Source organism: Aeromonas sp. 82P (genome assembly GCF_051919365.1).
Taxonomy (GTDB): Bacteria; Pseudomonadota; Gammaproteobacteria; order Enterobacterales; family Aeromonadaceae; genus Aeromonas; species Aeromonas veronii.
Genome location: NZ_JBQBEV010000001.1, coordinates 3922982 through 3937343 on the forward strand (window position 1 = coordinate 3922982; position 14362 = coordinate 3937343).

Genomic DNA, 14362 nt, shown 5'->3' on the forward strand with positions numbered 1-14362 from the left:
AGCGGTCTTATTCATTTGCCGTTGTCCGCCATGCAGGTAGACTGGGCGAAATTTGCAGGCCATCTTTGAGGACTAGGCGCCAGACATGAAGCAATTTATTGAATTTATTCCACTTATCGTTTTCTTCGCGGTCTACAAGTTCTACGACATCTACATGGCTACCGGCGCACTGGTGGTGGTCACCGGTCTGCAGCTCGCCTATAGCTGGATCCGCTATCGCAAAGTCGAGAAGATGCAGCTCTTTACCTTCCTGCTGGTCGGCTTCTTCGGCGGCCTCACTGTCTTCTTCCACGATGACACCTTCATCAAGTGGAAAGTGACTGTCATCAACGTGCTGTTCGCACTGGGTCTGCTCATCAGCCGCTACGGCTTTGGCAAGAATCTGATCAAACAGATGCTGGCCAAGGAGCTGCAAGCACCCGATAAGGTCTGGGACACAGTCAATCTCGGCTGGGTCGGCTTCTTTACCGTCTGTGGCCTGCTCAACCTCTATGTGGCCTTCAACCTGCCGCAGGAGATGTGGGTCAACTTCAAGGTGTTCGGCCTGCTGGGAATGACGCTGGTCTTTACCCTGCTGAGTGGCGTCTATCTCTACCGCCACATCCCTGCCGAGCAGTTGTCCCAGCAAAAAGACGAACCCAAAAAGTAACCCTCATCAGAAAAGGATTGTCTCATGTGGTATCTCATCTACTCCGAAGATGTCCCCGATAGCCTGCCACTGCGCAAGCAAGTTCGCCCTGCCCATCTGGCTCGACTGCAAGCCCTGCAGGATGAAGGTCGCCTGCTGACTGCCGGTCCTAATCCTGCCATCGATGCAGAGGATCCGTCAGATGCAGGTTTTACCGGCAGCACCGTCATCGCCGAGTTTGCCTCGCAGGCGGACGCCCAAGCCTGGGCCGATGCCGATCCCTATGTGGCAGCTGGCGTCTATGCCAAAGTGACCATCAAGCCGTTCAAAAAGGTCTTCTGACCGCAAAGCGAATAGCGAAATAAAAAAGGCCGGACTGGAAGTTCACTCCAGTCCGGCCTTTTTGCATCCCGACATCAGGCTTACGCCCTGGCGACAAACCAGGGGTTGAGAATATCGGGCTTATTGTAGACAAGGGACGAGCCATCGAGTTGGGTGACGCTGCCACCGGCCCCCTCCAGCACCGCCTGCGCAGCGCCGGTATCCCACTCGCAGGTGGGGGCGAGGCGCGGATAGAGCTCGGCGCCCCCCTCGGCAATGATGCAGAACTTGAGGGAGCTGCCCATCGAGACCAGCTCGATCTCGCCAAAAGGAGCCAAGAAATCGAGGGTCTCCTGCGACAGGTGGTTGCGACTGCCCACCACTCGCCACGCTTCGCCTTCACGATGAGGCCGGGTCTGGATAGGCTCGCGCTTGCCATCGACGATGCGCCAGGCACCGAGCCCCTTTCCGCCATACCAGAGCTTGTCCAGCACAGGGGCATAGACCAGCCCCCAGCGCGGCACCCCCTCTTCAATCAACGCAATATTGACGGTGAACTCGCCGTTGCGGGAAACAAACTCCTTGGTGCCATCGAGGGGATCCACCAGCCAGTAGCGGGACCAGCAATGACGCACCGCCATCACCTCGGGCCCCGACTCCTCCGACAGCACAGGGATATCAGGAGTCAGCCGTGCCAATGCCTGCACTATCACCTCATGAGCCCCCTTGTCGGCCGCGGTCAGCGGACTCTCGTCGCTCTTGTACTCCACAGCGAAGGGCTGGCTGTAGATGGCCATGATGGCCGCCCCCGCCGCGCGGGCGACAGGTTCAAGTTCGGTGATATCGGGGTGGTACAGGGGATGATCCATAACAATCTCGTCCAACTCACAGGGTCAACCAGTGTAACCCTTTTGACATCAACTGCTTATAGCCGATTGTGCTGGGTTATTACTGTGCGGGTGCAGCCCTCGCTTGAACAGGGCCAGAAATAACAAAGGACGCCGTGGCGTCCCTTGTTATTTCTAGCGACCAGTATCAGGCCGCTGACCTATCCAGCGGATCAGATCCCCTGACGGGCTTCCTGCATCAGCAGGCGCATATCGCTCACGGCCTTGGCCAGACCATCGAAGGCGGCGCGGCCGATGATGGCGTGGCCGATATTGAGCTCATAGAGCTCGGGGATGGCGGCGATGGCCTTGACGTTGTGGTAGTGCAGACCGTGGCCGGCATTGACCTTGAGCCCCTTGCCAGCGGCATAGGAGGCACCGGCGGCGATGCGCTTGAACTCGGCATTGCGCTCGGCATCTGTGGTGGCATCGGCATAACGGCCGGTGTGGATCTCGATAAAGGGGGCGCCACTCTCGGCGGCCGCATCGATCTGGATGGGATCGGCATCGATAAAGAGCGAAACCTGAGCCCCCACCGCGGAGAGACGGGCAACGGCATCAGTCACCTTGTCCAGCTGACCGGCCACGTCCAGACCGCCCTCGGTGGTCACTTCGGTGCGCTTCTCCGGCACCAGACAGACGAAGTGGGGCTTGATGCGGCAGGCGATGCCGATCATCTCTTCGGTCACCGCCATTTCCAGATTCATTCTGGTCTGGATAGTCTGACGCAGGATCTCCACATCGCGGTCGGTGATGTGGCGGCGATCTTCTCGCAGATGCACGGTAATGCCATCGGCCCCGGCCTGTTCGGCCACAAAGGCGGCCTGTACCGGATCCGGATACTGGGTGCCACGGGCGTTGCGCAGAGTCGCGATATGGTCGATGTTCACACCCAGATAGATTTCACTCATTGAGAACTCCTTGAAAGGCTTCATCTGTTGACTGCGCGGTCAGCGAATCACACCGCGCCAATATCCGTATGTCTGTAATCTGTGTCAGCCTTGCATACTGGCTTTGCGTTTTAAAAACAGCTCCCGACTCTTTAGCTGACGCTTGCCCAGATAGGGTTGCAGTGCCAATCGGCTGAAACGTTTGGCCGCCTGCAGCAAGGGAGGGGTATCGAAACGTCCCTCGGCAAAAGCGAGCAGGTGGGCACCGAGAAACAGGGTACGGGGATCCGGCGCCCGCTCGCAAGCAACAAAGCCCAATTCACGCTCGAAACCATAGAGCAGGGTCGGCTCGATGGGCGACTCGTCGTCCGCCGTGTATTCGAAATCCACCGCATACCCCAGCGCCTGCAACAGCAGGAACTCGAAGCGGCGCAGCGGCAGCTCCGGCGTCTCGCCATCGGCCAGCGCCATGATGGCACGAGCATAGGCGTCGAATACTTCGGGGAACGGGGTGTGAGCTTCCAGCAGGTAGTAGACCAGCTCGTTGAGATAGAGGCCGTAGAAGAGGCGATCGCCGCCGAGACGCAGGGAGTGATCCGGGCATTCGACCTGGGTGAGGTTCTTGAGATCACCCTTGCCGCGCCAGGCGATGGTGAGCAGGGTAAAGGGTTGCAGCAGCCCCTTGAGAGGGGAGCGTGGCCCGCGAGAACCGCGAGCCACCAGAGTAAATCGGCCACTATCCTGGGTGAAGACCTCGACCAGCTGGCTGGTCTCCCGATAGGGCCGACTATGGATGACGAAAGCCGGGGTCAGCAATCAGTCGTCGCCATACCCGAGGCTGCGCAGGGCGCGCTCATCATCAGCCCAGCCCGACTTGACCTTGACCCACAGCTCGAGGTGCACCTTGTTCTGGAACAGACGTTCCATGTCGAGGCGCGCCTCGGTGCCGATGGTCTTGATCTTCTCGCCCTTATTGCCGATGACCATCTTCTTCTGGCCATCGCGCTCGACCAGAATGAGGCCGTGGATGTGATAGAGGCCGTTCTCTTCCACCTTGAAGCGCTCGATCTCCACCGTCACCGAGTAGGGCAGCTCCTCACCGGTAAAGCGCATCAGCTTCTCGCGGATGATTTCGGAGGCCATAAAGCGGGAGGAACGGTCGGTCACGTAATCTTCCGGGAAGAAGTGGACGTTTTCCGGCAGCAGATCCTTGGCCCACTCGCGGATCTTCTCCACGTTGGTGCCCTTTTCAGCACTGATGGGCAGAATATGGGCGAAGTTCATCTGTTGTCCCAGCCACTCGAGGTGGGGCAGCAGATCTTCTTTCTCTTTGACGTTGTCAATCTTGTTGACCGCCAGCACCACCGGGCACTTGAGATTGCGCAGCTTGCCCAGCACCATCTCGTCGTCTTTGGTCCAGTGGGTACCGTCGACCATGAACACCACCATGGCCACATCACCCAGCGAACTGGTGGCGGCACGGTTCATCAGGCGGTTGATGGCCCGTTTCTCTTCAATGTGCAGACCCGGGGTGTCGACATAGATGGTCTGGTAGTTATCCTCGGTATCGATCCCCAAAATCCGGTGACGGGTGGTCTGGGGCTTCTTCGAGGTGATGCTGACCTTCTGGCCAAGCAGCTTGTTGAGCAGGGTGGACTTGCCCACATTCGGGCGGCCCACGATGGCGACAAAGCCGCAGTAGGTGGTATCTGTCATGACAGTTTTTCCAATGCTTGCTGCGCAGCGGCCTGTTCGGCCTTGCGACGGCTGGTACCGACCCCGACGAGGGGACCATCCAAACCTTCCACGTCACACTGGACGGTGAACTCCTGGTTGTGGGCCTCGCCCTTGACGTTAGTCACAGTGTAGGTCGGCAGGGATTTGCGGCTTCCCTGCAAAATTTCTTGCAGACGGGTCTTGGGATCTTTCTGCTCGATGCCCGGCTTGATCTCTTCCAGGCGGCTGGCATACCAGCTCAGCAGCAGTGTCCGCACCGTCTCAAGATTGGTATCCAGATAGACGGCACCGATCACCGCCTCGACCGTGTCGGCCAGAATGGATTCGCGGCGAAAACCGCCGCTCTTGAGTTCGCCGGGGCCCAGGATCAGGTGATCACCAAGGTCAAACTCCCGGCCCAGTTCGGCCAGGGTCTTCTCGCGCACCAGGGTGGCGCGCATCCGGCTGAGATCCCCTTCCGCCGCTTGCGGGAAGCGGTGGAACAGATCGTCGGCAATCACCAGACTCAAAATCGAGTCACCCAGAAATTCCAGTCGTTCATTGTGACGGGAACCGGCGCTGCGGTGAGTCAGCGCACGGGTCAGCAGTTCCAGATCCGCAAAGACATGCCCGAGACGGGACTGCAGTCTGTTCATCTTGATATTCATTTACTTGATTCCGCCAATGCGGTTGAAGCGCACACCTGTCGGTACCCAACTTGGCAGCAGGGAGCCCTCTTCGCGCTCGAATTCAAAACTTATCCAGATAGCGACCGCCTTGCCGACCAGATTCTGCTCAGGCACAAAGCCCCAGAAGCGGCTGTCGGTGCTGTTGTCGCGGTTGTCGCCCATCACGAAATACTGGCCTTCCGGTACCACCCACTCGTCGGGGTAGGTGCCGGGCTGGCGATAGTAACGGCCAACCATGTCAGGCATCAGTGGATTGCGCAGGGTCTCGTGGGAGACATCACCCAACTGCTCGGTATAGCGATCAAGGGGGATCCCCATCTGGGTAAATTCGCCTCTTTGTTCAAACTTGACGTCTAGCTTCTTGAAGCCCGGGCACGTTTTCCCTTCCTGCTCTTCGCACTTGGGCCGGATCATCAGCTCCTTGTTGCGATAGATGACCCGATCACCCGGCATGCCGACGACCCGCTTGATGTAGTCAACGCGCGGTTCAAGGGGATACTTGAACACCACCACGTCGCCACGCTTGGGCTCGCCAGTCTCGAGGAACTTGGTGTTGGTCACCGGGTCCCGCAGACCATAGGCAAATTTTTCCACCAGGATGAAGTCGCCCACCAGCAGGGTGGGCATCATGGAACCTGACGGGATCTGGAACGGTTCAAAAATGAACGAACGCAGGATCAGCACAAAGGTGATGACCGGGAAGACCCCGGCGGTCTGTTCAATCCAGACCGGCACGGGGGCGACCTTGGCCAGGGTCTTCTCATCCAGGTGGGCACCGCCATGGGCACGAGCCACGGCAATCTTGGCAGCGCGCTGCTTGGACCAAATCATCTTGTCCAGACACCAGATAACACCGGTGATCGCGCAGACCACCACCAGGATCAGGGAAAACGTGCTTGCCATCAATTAATCCTTTCCGACGTGGAGAATCGCGAGGAAGGCTTCCTGCGGCACGTCGACACGGCCGAGGGACTTCATCCGCTTCTTACCTTCTTTCTGCTTGTTCAGCAGTTTTTTCTTACGACTCACGTCACCACCGTAACACTTGGCGGTTACGTCTTTACGCAACGCCTTGACGGTGCTGCGAGCGATGATCTGGTTGCCTATGGCCGCCTGAATCGCGATATCGAACATCTGGCGCGGGATCAGCTCGCGCATCTTCTCCACCACCTGACGACCGCGATACTGGGCGTTGTCCTTGTGGGTGATGATGGCCAGGGCATCGACCCGCTCACCGTTGATCATGATATCCAGACGGACCATGTCGGAGGTTTCGAAACGCTTGAAGCCATAGTCCAGCGAGGCGTAACCACGACTGGTGGATTTCAGACGGTCGAAGAAGTCGAGCACCACTTCCGCCATCGGGATTTCATAGGTCAGCGCCACCTGCTTGCCGTGGTAGACCATGTTGGTCTGCACGCCACGCTTCTCGATACAGAGGGTGATGACGTTGCCCATGTACTCCTGCGGCAGCAGGATATGACACTCGGCGATCGGCTCGCGCATCTCCTTGATGCTGGTGATGGCGGGCATCTGGGCCGGGCTGTCGATATGGATGGTGGAGCAGTCGGTCAGCTCGATCTCGTACACTACGGTCGGCGCCGTGGTGATCAGATCCAGATCGTATTCACGCTCCAGACGCTCCTGAATGATCTCCATGTGCAGCATGCCGAGGAAGCCACAACGGAAGCCGAAGCCCAGCGCAGTGGAGCTCTCTGGTTCGAAGAACAGGGAGGCATCGTTCAGGGAGAGCTTGTCGAGGGCGTCACGGAACGACTCGTAGTCATCGCTGGAGATGGGGAACAGACCTGCATAAACCTGCGGCTTCACCTTCTTGAAGCCAGCCAGCGCCTTGTCGGCACCGTTCTTGGCCTGAGTCAGGGTATCGCCCACCGGCGCGCCGTGGATGTCCTTGATGCCGCAGACAACCCAACCTACCTCGCCACAGCCCAGCCCCTGGGTATCCACCTGCTTGGGCGTGAAGATACCGATACGATCGACACCCCACACCTGACCGGTGCTCATCACCTTGATCTTGTCGTTCTTCTTCAGGGAACCGTTCTTGATCCGCACCAAAGAGACAACGCCCAGATAGGAGTCGAACCAGGAGTCGATGATCAGCGCCTGCAGCGGGGCATCCGGGTCACCTTCCGGTGCCGGGATCTTGGCGACGATCTCTTCCAGCACCAGGTCAACACCCAGACCGGTCTTGGCGGAGCAGCACACCGCATCGACCGCGTCGATACCGACGATGTCTTCGATCTCCTCGGCAACCCGCTCGGGTTCTGCGGCCGGCAGGTCAATCTTGTTCAGCACCGGCACCACTTCCAGATCCATTTCCATGGCGGTATAGCAGTTGGCCAGAGTCTGTGCCTCAACCCCCTGGCCGGCATCCACCACCAGCAGCGCCCCTTCACAGGCCGCCAAAGAGCGGGAGACCTCGTAGGAGAAATCCACGTGGCCCGGGGTGTCGATAAAGTTCAGCTGGTAGGTGTTACCGTCTTGTGCCTGGTAGTTCAGGGTCACACTCTGTGCTTTGATGGTAATGCCGCGCTCGCGCTCCAGATCCATGGAGTCAAGCACCTGAGCCTGCATCTCGCGGTCGGACAAGCCACCGCAAGTCTGGATCAGACGGTCCGACAGGGTCGATTTACCGTGGTCGATGTGCGCAATAATCGAAAAGTTACGAATGTGTTTCATCGAGCAAGAGTCACTCAAAATTAGTTAAGGTCAGTTATGGAGGCGCGATTTTACTGGATAACCCGGCTGACGGCCATTCTTTAGTCGCCAGCGCCAGTGAAATAGCGCCTGTTCAGTCAGGGGAGGATGCGGACAGGGACGACAACGCCGAGCATCTGCGGGCCGTAACGCCCCTGATCCAGGCGGTTGGAAAAGTAACGAACCAGTAAAAAGCCCAGCACGCCCCCCAGCAGGCAGCAGAGAATGGTAATCCCCTCCCCGCCCGAGAGCAGCGGTGCCAGCCAGAGCTGCCCCAGCAAGGCGCCGGCCAACAGGCAGAAAAGCGGCAGCACATAGACCAGCGCCGCCCCGCGCAGCAGACTCTCTTGCGGGATACCGAGCCTCACTTGCTGGCCAACCCGCACCTCGGCGGTCAGCCTGACCCGCAAGCGGGGAGCTTTCAGGGGAAATGCCTTGGCCACGGTGCCGGTACCGCAGTTGGATTGCTGCTGACAACCACTGCAGGCGGAGCGACGCTCGCACTCCACCCAGGCATGGTCACCCTCAATGGCCACCACGGTCGCCAGCTCTTCACTCATCTCATTCACGGCAACACCTCGGGTTCACACAATCAGGGGATCTGACCACGACTCGCCACGCTCGGCAAGCGGGGAACACCCCCGCATCCCCCGTTACTGCACCGCTTCGTTGCGGGCCAGCGGCTGGACCGACTCGGCGATGCGCTTGGCGGTTTCGGCAGGCACCTCGCCGACCACGGTGATCTCGACCCCCACCTCGTTGACATAGCTCACCAGCGAGGTCGCCCCCTGGCGGATCAGCTGCTGGCGCACCGCCTGCTTGGGATCGACCCGGGAGACGTAGACCGAGAGATCCACCAGCCCGTCGGAGAGCATCATGTAATCCACCGGCATACTGGTGGTCACCAGCTGGTGCCGGTCTTGCGACAGCACCTTGAAGCCATCGGGCAGCCAGGTGATCTGCCAGTTCAACTGCTGTTGTGGCGCTGGATAGGCATCCTCCAGCGCCAGCGCCGGAGGCTGCTTGCTGTTGGCCAGCTTCACCAGCCAGGGGGCCGGTTTGCTCTGCAGATCCAGCTCGACACCGAGCACCTGCTCCACCAGATTGCCTTCCCGCTCGACCATGTCGATCCGCAGCAGCAAGTGGCTCTGCTCATCAATCCAGAGCACGAAACCATATTTGTCGGCCTCTTTAGGCACCAGCCTCACCACCTGTGCCACCACACCAGCGACGCGGCTGCGGCCGGCCAGCACAGGATCATAGCTCTCCAGCACCTGCGCCAGCGGCATCTTCACCAGGGTCGACCAGATGCCGGGGAAGCGGGCATCCTTCAGGGTGTAGGGATCGTGGCTGTTTTCAAAGAAGGTGTATTCGTTCTGGCGCTGAAGATACTCGATCGCCTTGCCGTCAAGGTAACTGAGGTGGGCAACTTCCTTGCCGTTGATGACGGCATGGCTGATCCGGATCGGTTCAAGACGCCCCTGACGGGCCTTGACCATGGACAACTCGAAATTCTGTTGCTGCACGGCACTCTGCATCTGCTGCAACAAGGCCTCGGCCGACTTATCGTCGGCCGAGGCCTTGGCACTGATCAGCAGGAGAGATGCCAGCAAAATACGGCTGGACTGGCGCACGTTTGTATCCCTGACAATTCGTTATTGTTGGATCTGTCTGTCTTGCAACAGGCGCTGCTGCAACTGGTGGTCACGCAGGAAGGCGTTGATCCGCTCCCGCTGCTCCTGCATCTGCTGTTCGGTCAGCCCCTGCTGACGGGCACGGGCGCCATCCTGTTGCGGATAGTGAACACTCACAGGCGCCGCACTGCCACCGATTGGAATGGTATTGAGCACCGGATTGGCCGGAACGCCATCCTGCCCCTGATACTGCTGCACCCCGAAGATAACGGCAGCGGCCACGGATGCCGCAATGGCATATTGACCCAGTTGCTGACCGACACGGCGGAACAACGGAACCACATTGGAATCAGTCTTGACCGGCGCAACGGCAGGTTGCAGCACGGGAGCCGTCTCGACCGGTTTGGGTGCCAGTATGGTGGGCTCATCCTCCAGCGCAGCCATAATGCTGTCACTGAGATCCAGTTGCAGATTGACCGGCAGGTCACCCCGCATGGCATCGCCGATCAGGTGGTAACGACCCCAGGTATCTTGCAAGTCGGAGTCCATCTCCAGCTCGTTCAGTACCTCTGCGTCACTCAGGTCACCATCCATCAGGGCAGAGATTTGCTCTTTATTTGCCATAAGTTAACCCGTTTTTCCCCAGTTAATTCTCGATCAGAGGTTGCAGCTTTTTATCGATTGCTTCCCTCGCCCGGAAGATACGGGATCTGACCGTACCCACTGGGCAATCCATGATTTCGGCAATCTCTTCGTAGCTCAGCCCTTCCAGTTCGCGAAGGGTGATAGCTGTCCTCAGGTCTTCCGGCAATGCCTCTATGGCTGAAAACACGGTGCGTTTGATCTCGTCAGTCAGCGCCAGGTTTTCGGGGGTTGAGACCTCTTGCAAGGCTTCACCACCACCATAAGACTCCGCTTCGTCAGCCTCCACATCACTGCTGGGCGGCCTGCGCCCTTGGGAGGTGAGATAATTCTTCGCCGTGTTCACGGCAATTCGGTACAACCAGGTGTAAAAAGCACTTTCGCCACGGAATGTCGGCAATGCACGGTAGGCTTTTATAAAGGCCTCTTGCGCCACATCGGGCACATCACCGGGATTGTTGACATACCTGGCAACCAGGTTGACCACCTTATGCTGGTATTTTTTTACCAACAGGTTGAAAGCTGCTTTATCGCCGCGCTGGACCCGTTCAACCAGCTGTTCGTCCAGTAGATTCTGGTCGCTCATCAGAGCCGTAAAACCCCCATCAGGTTATCGTTTTTCTTTTCCGGCCCTTCCTAAGCGCACAAGTTCAGACAGGGAGAATCAGAGAAAGTTCGCTTCAATTGAAAAAAATGTGATGCAGGCTGCATCCTCGCCCTCGCTTGGGCTACCATGGTGCCAGTTCTTAATCCAGGCCAATGATACTTATGAAAGCAAGTGTTGAATACCTTTGCGATGTACTGATCATTGGCAGCGGTGCCGCTGGTTTGTCCCTCGCGTTGCGATTGGCAGACCACGCCAAAGTCCTGGTTCTGAGCAAGGGGCCCATCAGTGAAGGGGCCACTTTCTATGCGCAAGGAGGCATCGCTGCCGTTTTCGACGAAACCGACAGCATCGAATCCCACGTGAGCGACACGCTCAACGCGGGCGCCGGGTTGTGTGACCCGGCAGTGGTCGAGTTCACCGCTCGCCACGCCCGCGAGTCCATCCAGTGGCTCATTCAGCAAGGGGTCCCCTTCGATCAGGAGGAGAACGCCGACGGTGAATCCCAGTACCACCTCACCCGCGAAGGGGGCCACAGCCATCGCCGCATCTTCCACGCGGCCGACGCCACCGGCAAGGCGGTGCAACTGACCCTGATCGATCAGGTGCGCGCCCACCCCAATATCCAGCTGATGGAGCGCTTCAACGCGGTCGACCTCATCACCACCCGCAAGCTCAACCTGCCAGGCAACAAGGTGCTGGGGGCCTACGTCTGGAACCGCAACGCCGAGCAGGTCGAGGTGATCCGTGCCCGTTTCGTGGCACTGGCCACCGGTGGTGCCTCCAAGGTCTACCAGTACACCTCCAACCCGGATGTGAGCTCTGGCGATGGCATCGCCATGGCATGGAGGGCCGGCTGCCGGGTGGCGAACCTGGAGTTCAACCAGTTCCACCCCACCAGCCTGTTCCACCCGGACGACCCCAACTTCCTGCTGACCGAAGCGCTGCGTGGCGAGGGTGCCTATCTGCGCCGCCCGGACGGCAGCCGCTTTATGCCGGAGTTTGACGAGCGGGCCGAGCTGGCGCCGCGCGACATCGTCGCCCGCGCCATCGACCACGAGATGAAGCGGCTCGGGGCGGATTGCATGTATCTGGATATCAGCCACAAACCGGCCGATTTCATCATCAAGCACTTCCCGACCATTTATGAGCGCTGCCTCGCGGTCGGCATCGACATCACCAAGGAGCCGATGCCCATCGTGCCGGCCGCCCACTACACCTGTGGCGGCGTGATGATCGACAACAACGGCCAGACCGATATTCCCGGCCTCTATGCCATCGGCGAAGTGACCTACACCGGTCTGCACGGCGCCAACCGTATGGCATCCAACTCCCTGCTGGAATGCGTGGTCTATGCCCATCAGGCGGGGGCCGATATTCTGGCCAAGCTGCCGATGAGCGTGGAGCCACCGCGCCTGCCGGTGTGGGACGAGAGCAAGGTGGAAGATTCCGACGAACTGGTGGTGATCCAGCACAACTGGCACGAGCTGCGGTTGATGATGTGGGATTACGTGGGGATAGTGCGTACCAACAAGCGCCTCGCCCGCGCCAAGCGCCGCATCGACCTGCTCAAGCAGGAGGTGCAGGAGTACTACGCCAACTTCCGCGTCTCCAACAACCTGCTGGAGCTGCGCAACCTGCTGCAGGTAGCCGAGCTTATCGTCAACTGCGCCCTGCAGCGCAAGGAGTCTCGCGGCCTGCACTACAACCTGGATTATCCGGATATGCTGCCGGACTCCAAGCCGACTGTGCTGACCCCGGAGCGGGATTAATCCCCCTTCCCGCAAAGCGTTGCAGCTATCAGTGACCCCGCCCCGGCGGGGTCACTTGTTTTCAACCGGTTTTCAGCCACAAAAAGAGCGCCGCCAGCCACATTGCAGCAGCTTATCGCGATAAATCAGCGCATGGTCATCACGGAAAGCAGGCATCAACGCCGGGACGGCAGAAAGTGGATGGCTCGCGCCAGCAGGCGGTAATGTTCGGGGGTAAGGGCGTCGGAGAAGAGCCACAGTTGCCGTGGCGACACAGCTCCACTCGCTTGCGGTTCGGGACAAAGTGCCAGCCTGAGCACGCCGGGCAGAATGCGGCTTTTCTTGTCGAGCTGATAGCGACGACCTTGCCACTGTAGCCACTGGCCATCCCAGACAAGCTCGAACGGGGGCTCGTCGAGCGCACGCCAGCTAAAGTAGAGCGCCACCAGCCAGACGGGCAGCAACAGCGCCCACTGCCAACCGGCAATCAGGCCAGCCACCGGCCAGAGCAGCAACAGAAAGAGGGCCACCAGCAAATATTGCTGATGGCGGGAGGGGTGAACCGTCATGATCACCCGCTCCACAGGATTACCCCTGGCGGTCGTGGCGCGCCTGATTGCGCTCCAGGATCATCGGGATCATGGCGGCAAATGCGGGATCGGCAGGGACACCATGCCCCATGCACCATTTGAACAGATCCGGATCGTCGCTCGCCAGCAGGCGGATAAAGGTCTGCTGATCGGCTTCGCTCAGGGAGTCGAACTCGTGTTCGAAAAAGGGCATAAAGATCACATCCAGCTCGAGCATACCGCGACGGCAGGCCCACTTCAGGCGGGATTTTTCAACTGGGCTCAACATGGCACTCTCCTTACAAAGACCGGGGGATGGTACCAGCTGGATTTTCCGGCTGACAAACATTAGTTACGTCTTTACCATGCAGCTCACATACTTTCTCTCTGGAATACCATCGTGAGCCTGCAACCACCTGTTTTTCCTGCCGAGCCGACCCGCTTCCCCCTGACCAAGCTGGCCATCACCCGTATCAGCGGCCAGGATCGCGCCAAATATCTGCAAGGTCAGGTCACCTGTGATGTCAACGCCCTGCAACCGGGGCAACAGACCCCGGGCGGCCACTGCGATCCCAAGGGCAAGCTGTGGAGCAATTTCCGCCTGCTCTGTCTCGACGACAGCCTGCTGCTGCTGACCAGCCCTTCGGTACTGGAGCGCCAACTGCCGGAGCTGAAGAAATTTGCCGTCTTCTCCAAGGTCGAGATCGCCGCCGATGAGCGTCACGCCACCGGGATCGCCGGTACGGGCAGCGATGGGTGGATCACTGCCCAGTTCGGCCTTGAGCAGAGCGGTCTTATCGACGGCGGCATGGCGGTGAAGATTGAACAGGATCGCTGGCTGCTGGTGAGCAATCAACAAGCCGACGCCCTGCCGCAAGGGGACGAGTCACTCTGGTGGGGGCTCGAGATCAAGGCGGGCCTGCCGCACATGGAGGCGGTGCATCAGGGGGAGTTCATCCCGCAGATGCTCAACCTGCAGGCACTGGACGGCATCAGCTTCAACAAGGGCTGCTACATGGGGCAGGAGACGGTGGCCCGCGCCAAGTATCGCGGCGCCAACAACCGCGCCCTGTTCCTACTGGCGGGCACTACCGGCGAGCAGGTCGCCAGCGGCGATACCCTTGAGCTGCAACTGGGTGACAACTGGCGCCGTAGCGGCATGGTGCTCAACGCCTGGCAACAGGCCGGGCAGGTGTGGCTCACCGCCGTGCTACCAAAAGATACCGAGGCTGACGCCCAATTCCGCCTCAAGCAGGACGAAGGCTCCCGCCTCACCCTGCAACCCCTGCCTTACGCCCTGACCGAGTAAGGTC

General features: G+C 59.4%; 17 protein-coding genes. 4 read left to right on the forward strand and 13 right to left on the reverse strand.

Annotated features, from left to right (window positions below):
* Positions 1 to 85: 85 nt before the first annotated feature.
* On the forward strand, positions 86 to 649 hold the full coding sequence (locus ACTG2S_RS17850) for a septation protein A (RefSeq protein WP_064335576.1): 564 nt from the start codon (positions 86 to 88) through the stop codon (positions 647 to 649).
* Between the two features lie 24 nt (positions 650 to 673).
* A complete protein-coding gene (locus ACTG2S_RS17855; RefSeq protein ID WP_429151226.1) occupies positions 674 to 970 on the forward strand; it encodes a YciI family protein in 297 nt (98 codons plus the stop codon).
* An 80-nt stretch (positions 971 to 1050) separates the two neighbouring features.
* Here the strand turns inward: ACTG2S_RS17855 and cysQ are convergent, their stop codons facing one another.
* The 11 genes from cysQ to rpoE all read right to left on the reverse strand — a co-directional run bounded on the left by cysQ (position 1051) and on the right by rpoE (position 10711).
* Positions 1051 to 1818: a 3'(2'),5'-bisphosphate nucleotidase CysQ gene (cysQ, locus tag ACTG2S_RS17860; protein ID WP_439983042.1), complete on the reverse strand. Its 768-nt coding sequence runs from the start codon at positions 1816 to 1818 to the stop codon at positions 1051 to 1053.
* A 191-nt stretch (positions 1819 to 2009) separates the two neighbouring features.
* Complete coding sequence (gene pdxJ, locus ACTG2S_RS17865; RefSeq protein WP_005335389.1) at positions 2010 to 2747, reverse strand: pyridoxine 5'-phosphate synthase; 738 nt, start codon at positions 2745 to 2747, stop codon at positions 2010 to 2012.
* Between the two features lie 84 nt (positions 2748 to 2831).
* Positions 2832 to 3542, reverse strand: coding sequence for a DNA repair protein RecO (gene recO / locus ACTG2S_RS17870; protein WP_005335391.1), 711 nt, complete (start codon positions 3540 to 3542; stop codon positions 2832 to 2834).
* Positions 3543 to 4442, reverse strand: coding sequence for a GTPase Era (era, locus tag ACTG2S_RS17875; RefSeq protein WP_005335393.1), 900 nt, complete (start codon positions 4440 to 4442; stop codon positions 3543 to 3545).
* The gene (rnc, locus tag ACTG2S_RS17880; protein ID WP_005335394.1) at positions 4439 to 5110 is read right to left on the reverse strand and encodes a ribonuclease III; all 672 of its coding nucleotides are present in this window, start codon (positions 5108 to 5110) and stop codon (positions 4439 to 4441) included. Before rnc ends, era begins: the two co-directional genes overlap by 4 nt.
* Positions 5111 to 6034, reverse strand: a complete 924-nt coding sequence (gene lepB, locus ACTG2S_RS17885) for a signal peptidase I (protein ID WP_005335395.1) — start codon at positions 6032 to 6034, stop codon at positions 5111 to 5113. It lies immediately after the preceding gene.
* Positions 6035 to 6037: 3 nt separating this feature from the next.
* Entirely contained in the window at positions 6038 to 7831 is a 1794-nt protein-coding gene (lepA, locus tag ACTG2S_RS17890; protein WP_439983044.1) for a translation elongation factor 4, read from the reverse strand.
* 116 nt (positions 7832 to 7947) lie between these two features.
* On the reverse strand, positions 7948 to 8409 hold the full coding sequence (locus ACTG2S_RS17895) for a SoxR reducing system RseC family protein (RefSeq protein WP_040068038.1): 462 nt from the start codon (positions 8407 to 8409) through the stop codon (positions 7948 to 7950).
* A gap of 93 nt (positions 8410 to 8502) precedes the next feature.
* Entirely contained in the window at positions 8503 to 9483 is a 981-nt protein-coding gene (locus ACTG2S_RS17900) for a MucB/RseB C-terminal domain-containing protein (RefSeq protein ID WP_005335407.1), read from the reverse strand.
* A gap of 21 nt (positions 9484 to 9504) precedes the next feature.
* Positions 9505 to 10107: an RseA family anti-sigma factor gene (locus tag ACTG2S_RS17905; protein WP_005335409.1), complete on the reverse strand. Its 603-nt coding sequence runs from the start codon at positions 10105 to 10107 to the stop codon at positions 9505 to 9507.
* A 22-nt stretch (positions 10108 to 10129) separates the two neighbouring features.
* Complete coding sequence (gene rpoE, locus ACTG2S_RS17910; protein ID WP_005335411.1) at positions 10130 to 10711, reverse strand: RNA polymerase sigma factor RpoE; 582 nt, start codon at positions 10709 to 10711, stop codon at positions 10130 to 10132.
* A gap of 182 nt (positions 10712 to 10893) precedes the next feature.
* On the opposite strand from rpoE, the gene nadB reads away from it, so the two are divergent.
* A complete protein-coding gene (gene nadB, locus ACTG2S_RS17915) occupies positions 10894 to 12501 on the forward strand; it encodes an L-aspartate oxidase (RefSeq protein WP_005354382.1) in 1608 nt (535 codons plus the stop codon).
* A 155-nt stretch (positions 12502 to 12656) separates the two neighbouring features.
* Here the strand turns inward: nadB and ACTG2S_RS17920 are convergent, their stop codons facing one another.
* Together ACTG2S_RS17920 and ACTG2S_RS17925 are read right to left on the reverse strand one after the other, a co-directional pair.
* Positions 12657 to 13049: a protein YgfX gene (locus ACTG2S_RS17920; protein WP_274161543.1), complete on the reverse strand. Its 393-nt coding sequence runs from the start codon at positions 13047 to 13049 to the stop codon at positions 12657 to 12659.
* Positions 13050 to 13068: 19 nt separating this feature from the next.
* Complete coding sequence (locus ACTG2S_RS17925) at positions 13069 to 13338, reverse strand: FAD assembly factor SdhE (protein ID WP_005335417.1); 270 nt, start codon at positions 13336 to 13338, stop codon at positions 13069 to 13071.
* Positions 13339 to 13449: 111 nt separating this feature from the next.
* On the opposite strand from ACTG2S_RS17925, the gene ygfZ reads away from it, so the two are divergent.
* The gene (gene ygfZ, locus ACTG2S_RS17930; RefSeq protein ID WP_274161542.1) at positions 13450 to 14358 is read left to right on the forward strand and encodes a tRNA-modifying protein YgfZ; all 909 of its coding nucleotides are present in this window, start codon (positions 13450 to 13452) and stop codon (positions 14356 to 14358) included.
* Positions 14359 to 14362: the final 4 nt, after the last annotated feature.

Excerpts from the sequence above, each read along its gene's own strand:
- ACTG2S_RS17850 (WP_064335576.1), top strand. The coding sequence starts at position 86 with ATGAAGCAATTTATTGAATTTATTCCACTTATCGTTTTCTTCGCGGTC.
- ACTG2S_RS17855 (WP_429151226.1), top strand. The coding sequence starts at position 674 with ATGTGGTATCTCATCTACTCCGAAGATGTCCCCGATAGCCTGCCACTG.
- cysQ (WP_439983042.1), bottom strand. The coding sequence starts at position 1,818 with ATGGATCATCCCCTGTACCACCCCGATATCACCGAACTTGAACCTGTC.
- pdxJ (WP_005335389.1), bottom strand. The coding sequence starts at position 2,747 with ATGAGTGAAATCTATCTGGGTGTGAACATCGACCATATCGCGACTCTG.
- era (WP_005335393.1), bottom strand. The coding sequence starts at position 4,442 with ATGACAGATACCACCTACTGCGGCTTTGTCGCCATCGTGGGCCGCCCG.
- rnc (WP_005335394.1), bottom strand. The coding sequence starts at position 5,110 with ATGAATATCAAGATGAACAGACTGCAGTCCCGTCTCGGGCATGTCTTT.
- lepB (WP_005335395.1), bottom strand. The coding sequence starts at position 6,034 with ATGGCAAGCACGTTTTCCCTGATCCTGGTGGTGGTCTGCGCGATCACC.
- lepA (WP_439983044.1), bottom strand. The coding sequence starts at position 7,831 with ATGAAACACATTCGTAACTTTTCGATTATTGCGCACATCGACCACGGT.
- ACTG2S_RS17895 (WP_040068038.1), bottom strand. The coding sequence starts at position 8,409 with ATGAGTGAAGAGCTGGCGACCGTGGTGGCCATTGAGGGTGACCATGCC.
- ACTG2S_RS17905 (WP_005335409.1), bottom strand. The coding sequence starts at position 10,107 with ATGGCAAATAAAGAGCAAATCTCTGCCCTGATGGATGGTGACCTGAGT.
- rpoE (WP_005335411.1), bottom strand. The coding sequence starts at position 10,711 with ATGAGCGACCAGAATCTACTGGACGAACAGCTGGTTGAACGGGTCCAG.
- nadB (WP_005354382.1), top strand. The coding sequence starts at position 10,894 with ATGAAAGCAAGTGTTGAATACCTTTGCGATGTACTGATCATTGGCAGC.
- ACTG2S_RS17920 (WP_274161543.1), bottom strand. The coding sequence starts at position 13,049 with ATGACGGTTCACCCCTCCCGCCATCAGCAATATTTGCTGGTGGCCCTC.
- ACTG2S_RS17925 (WP_005335417.1), bottom strand. The coding sequence starts at position 13,338 with ATGTTGAGCCCAGTTGAAAAATCCCGCCTGAAGTGGGCCTGCCGTCGC.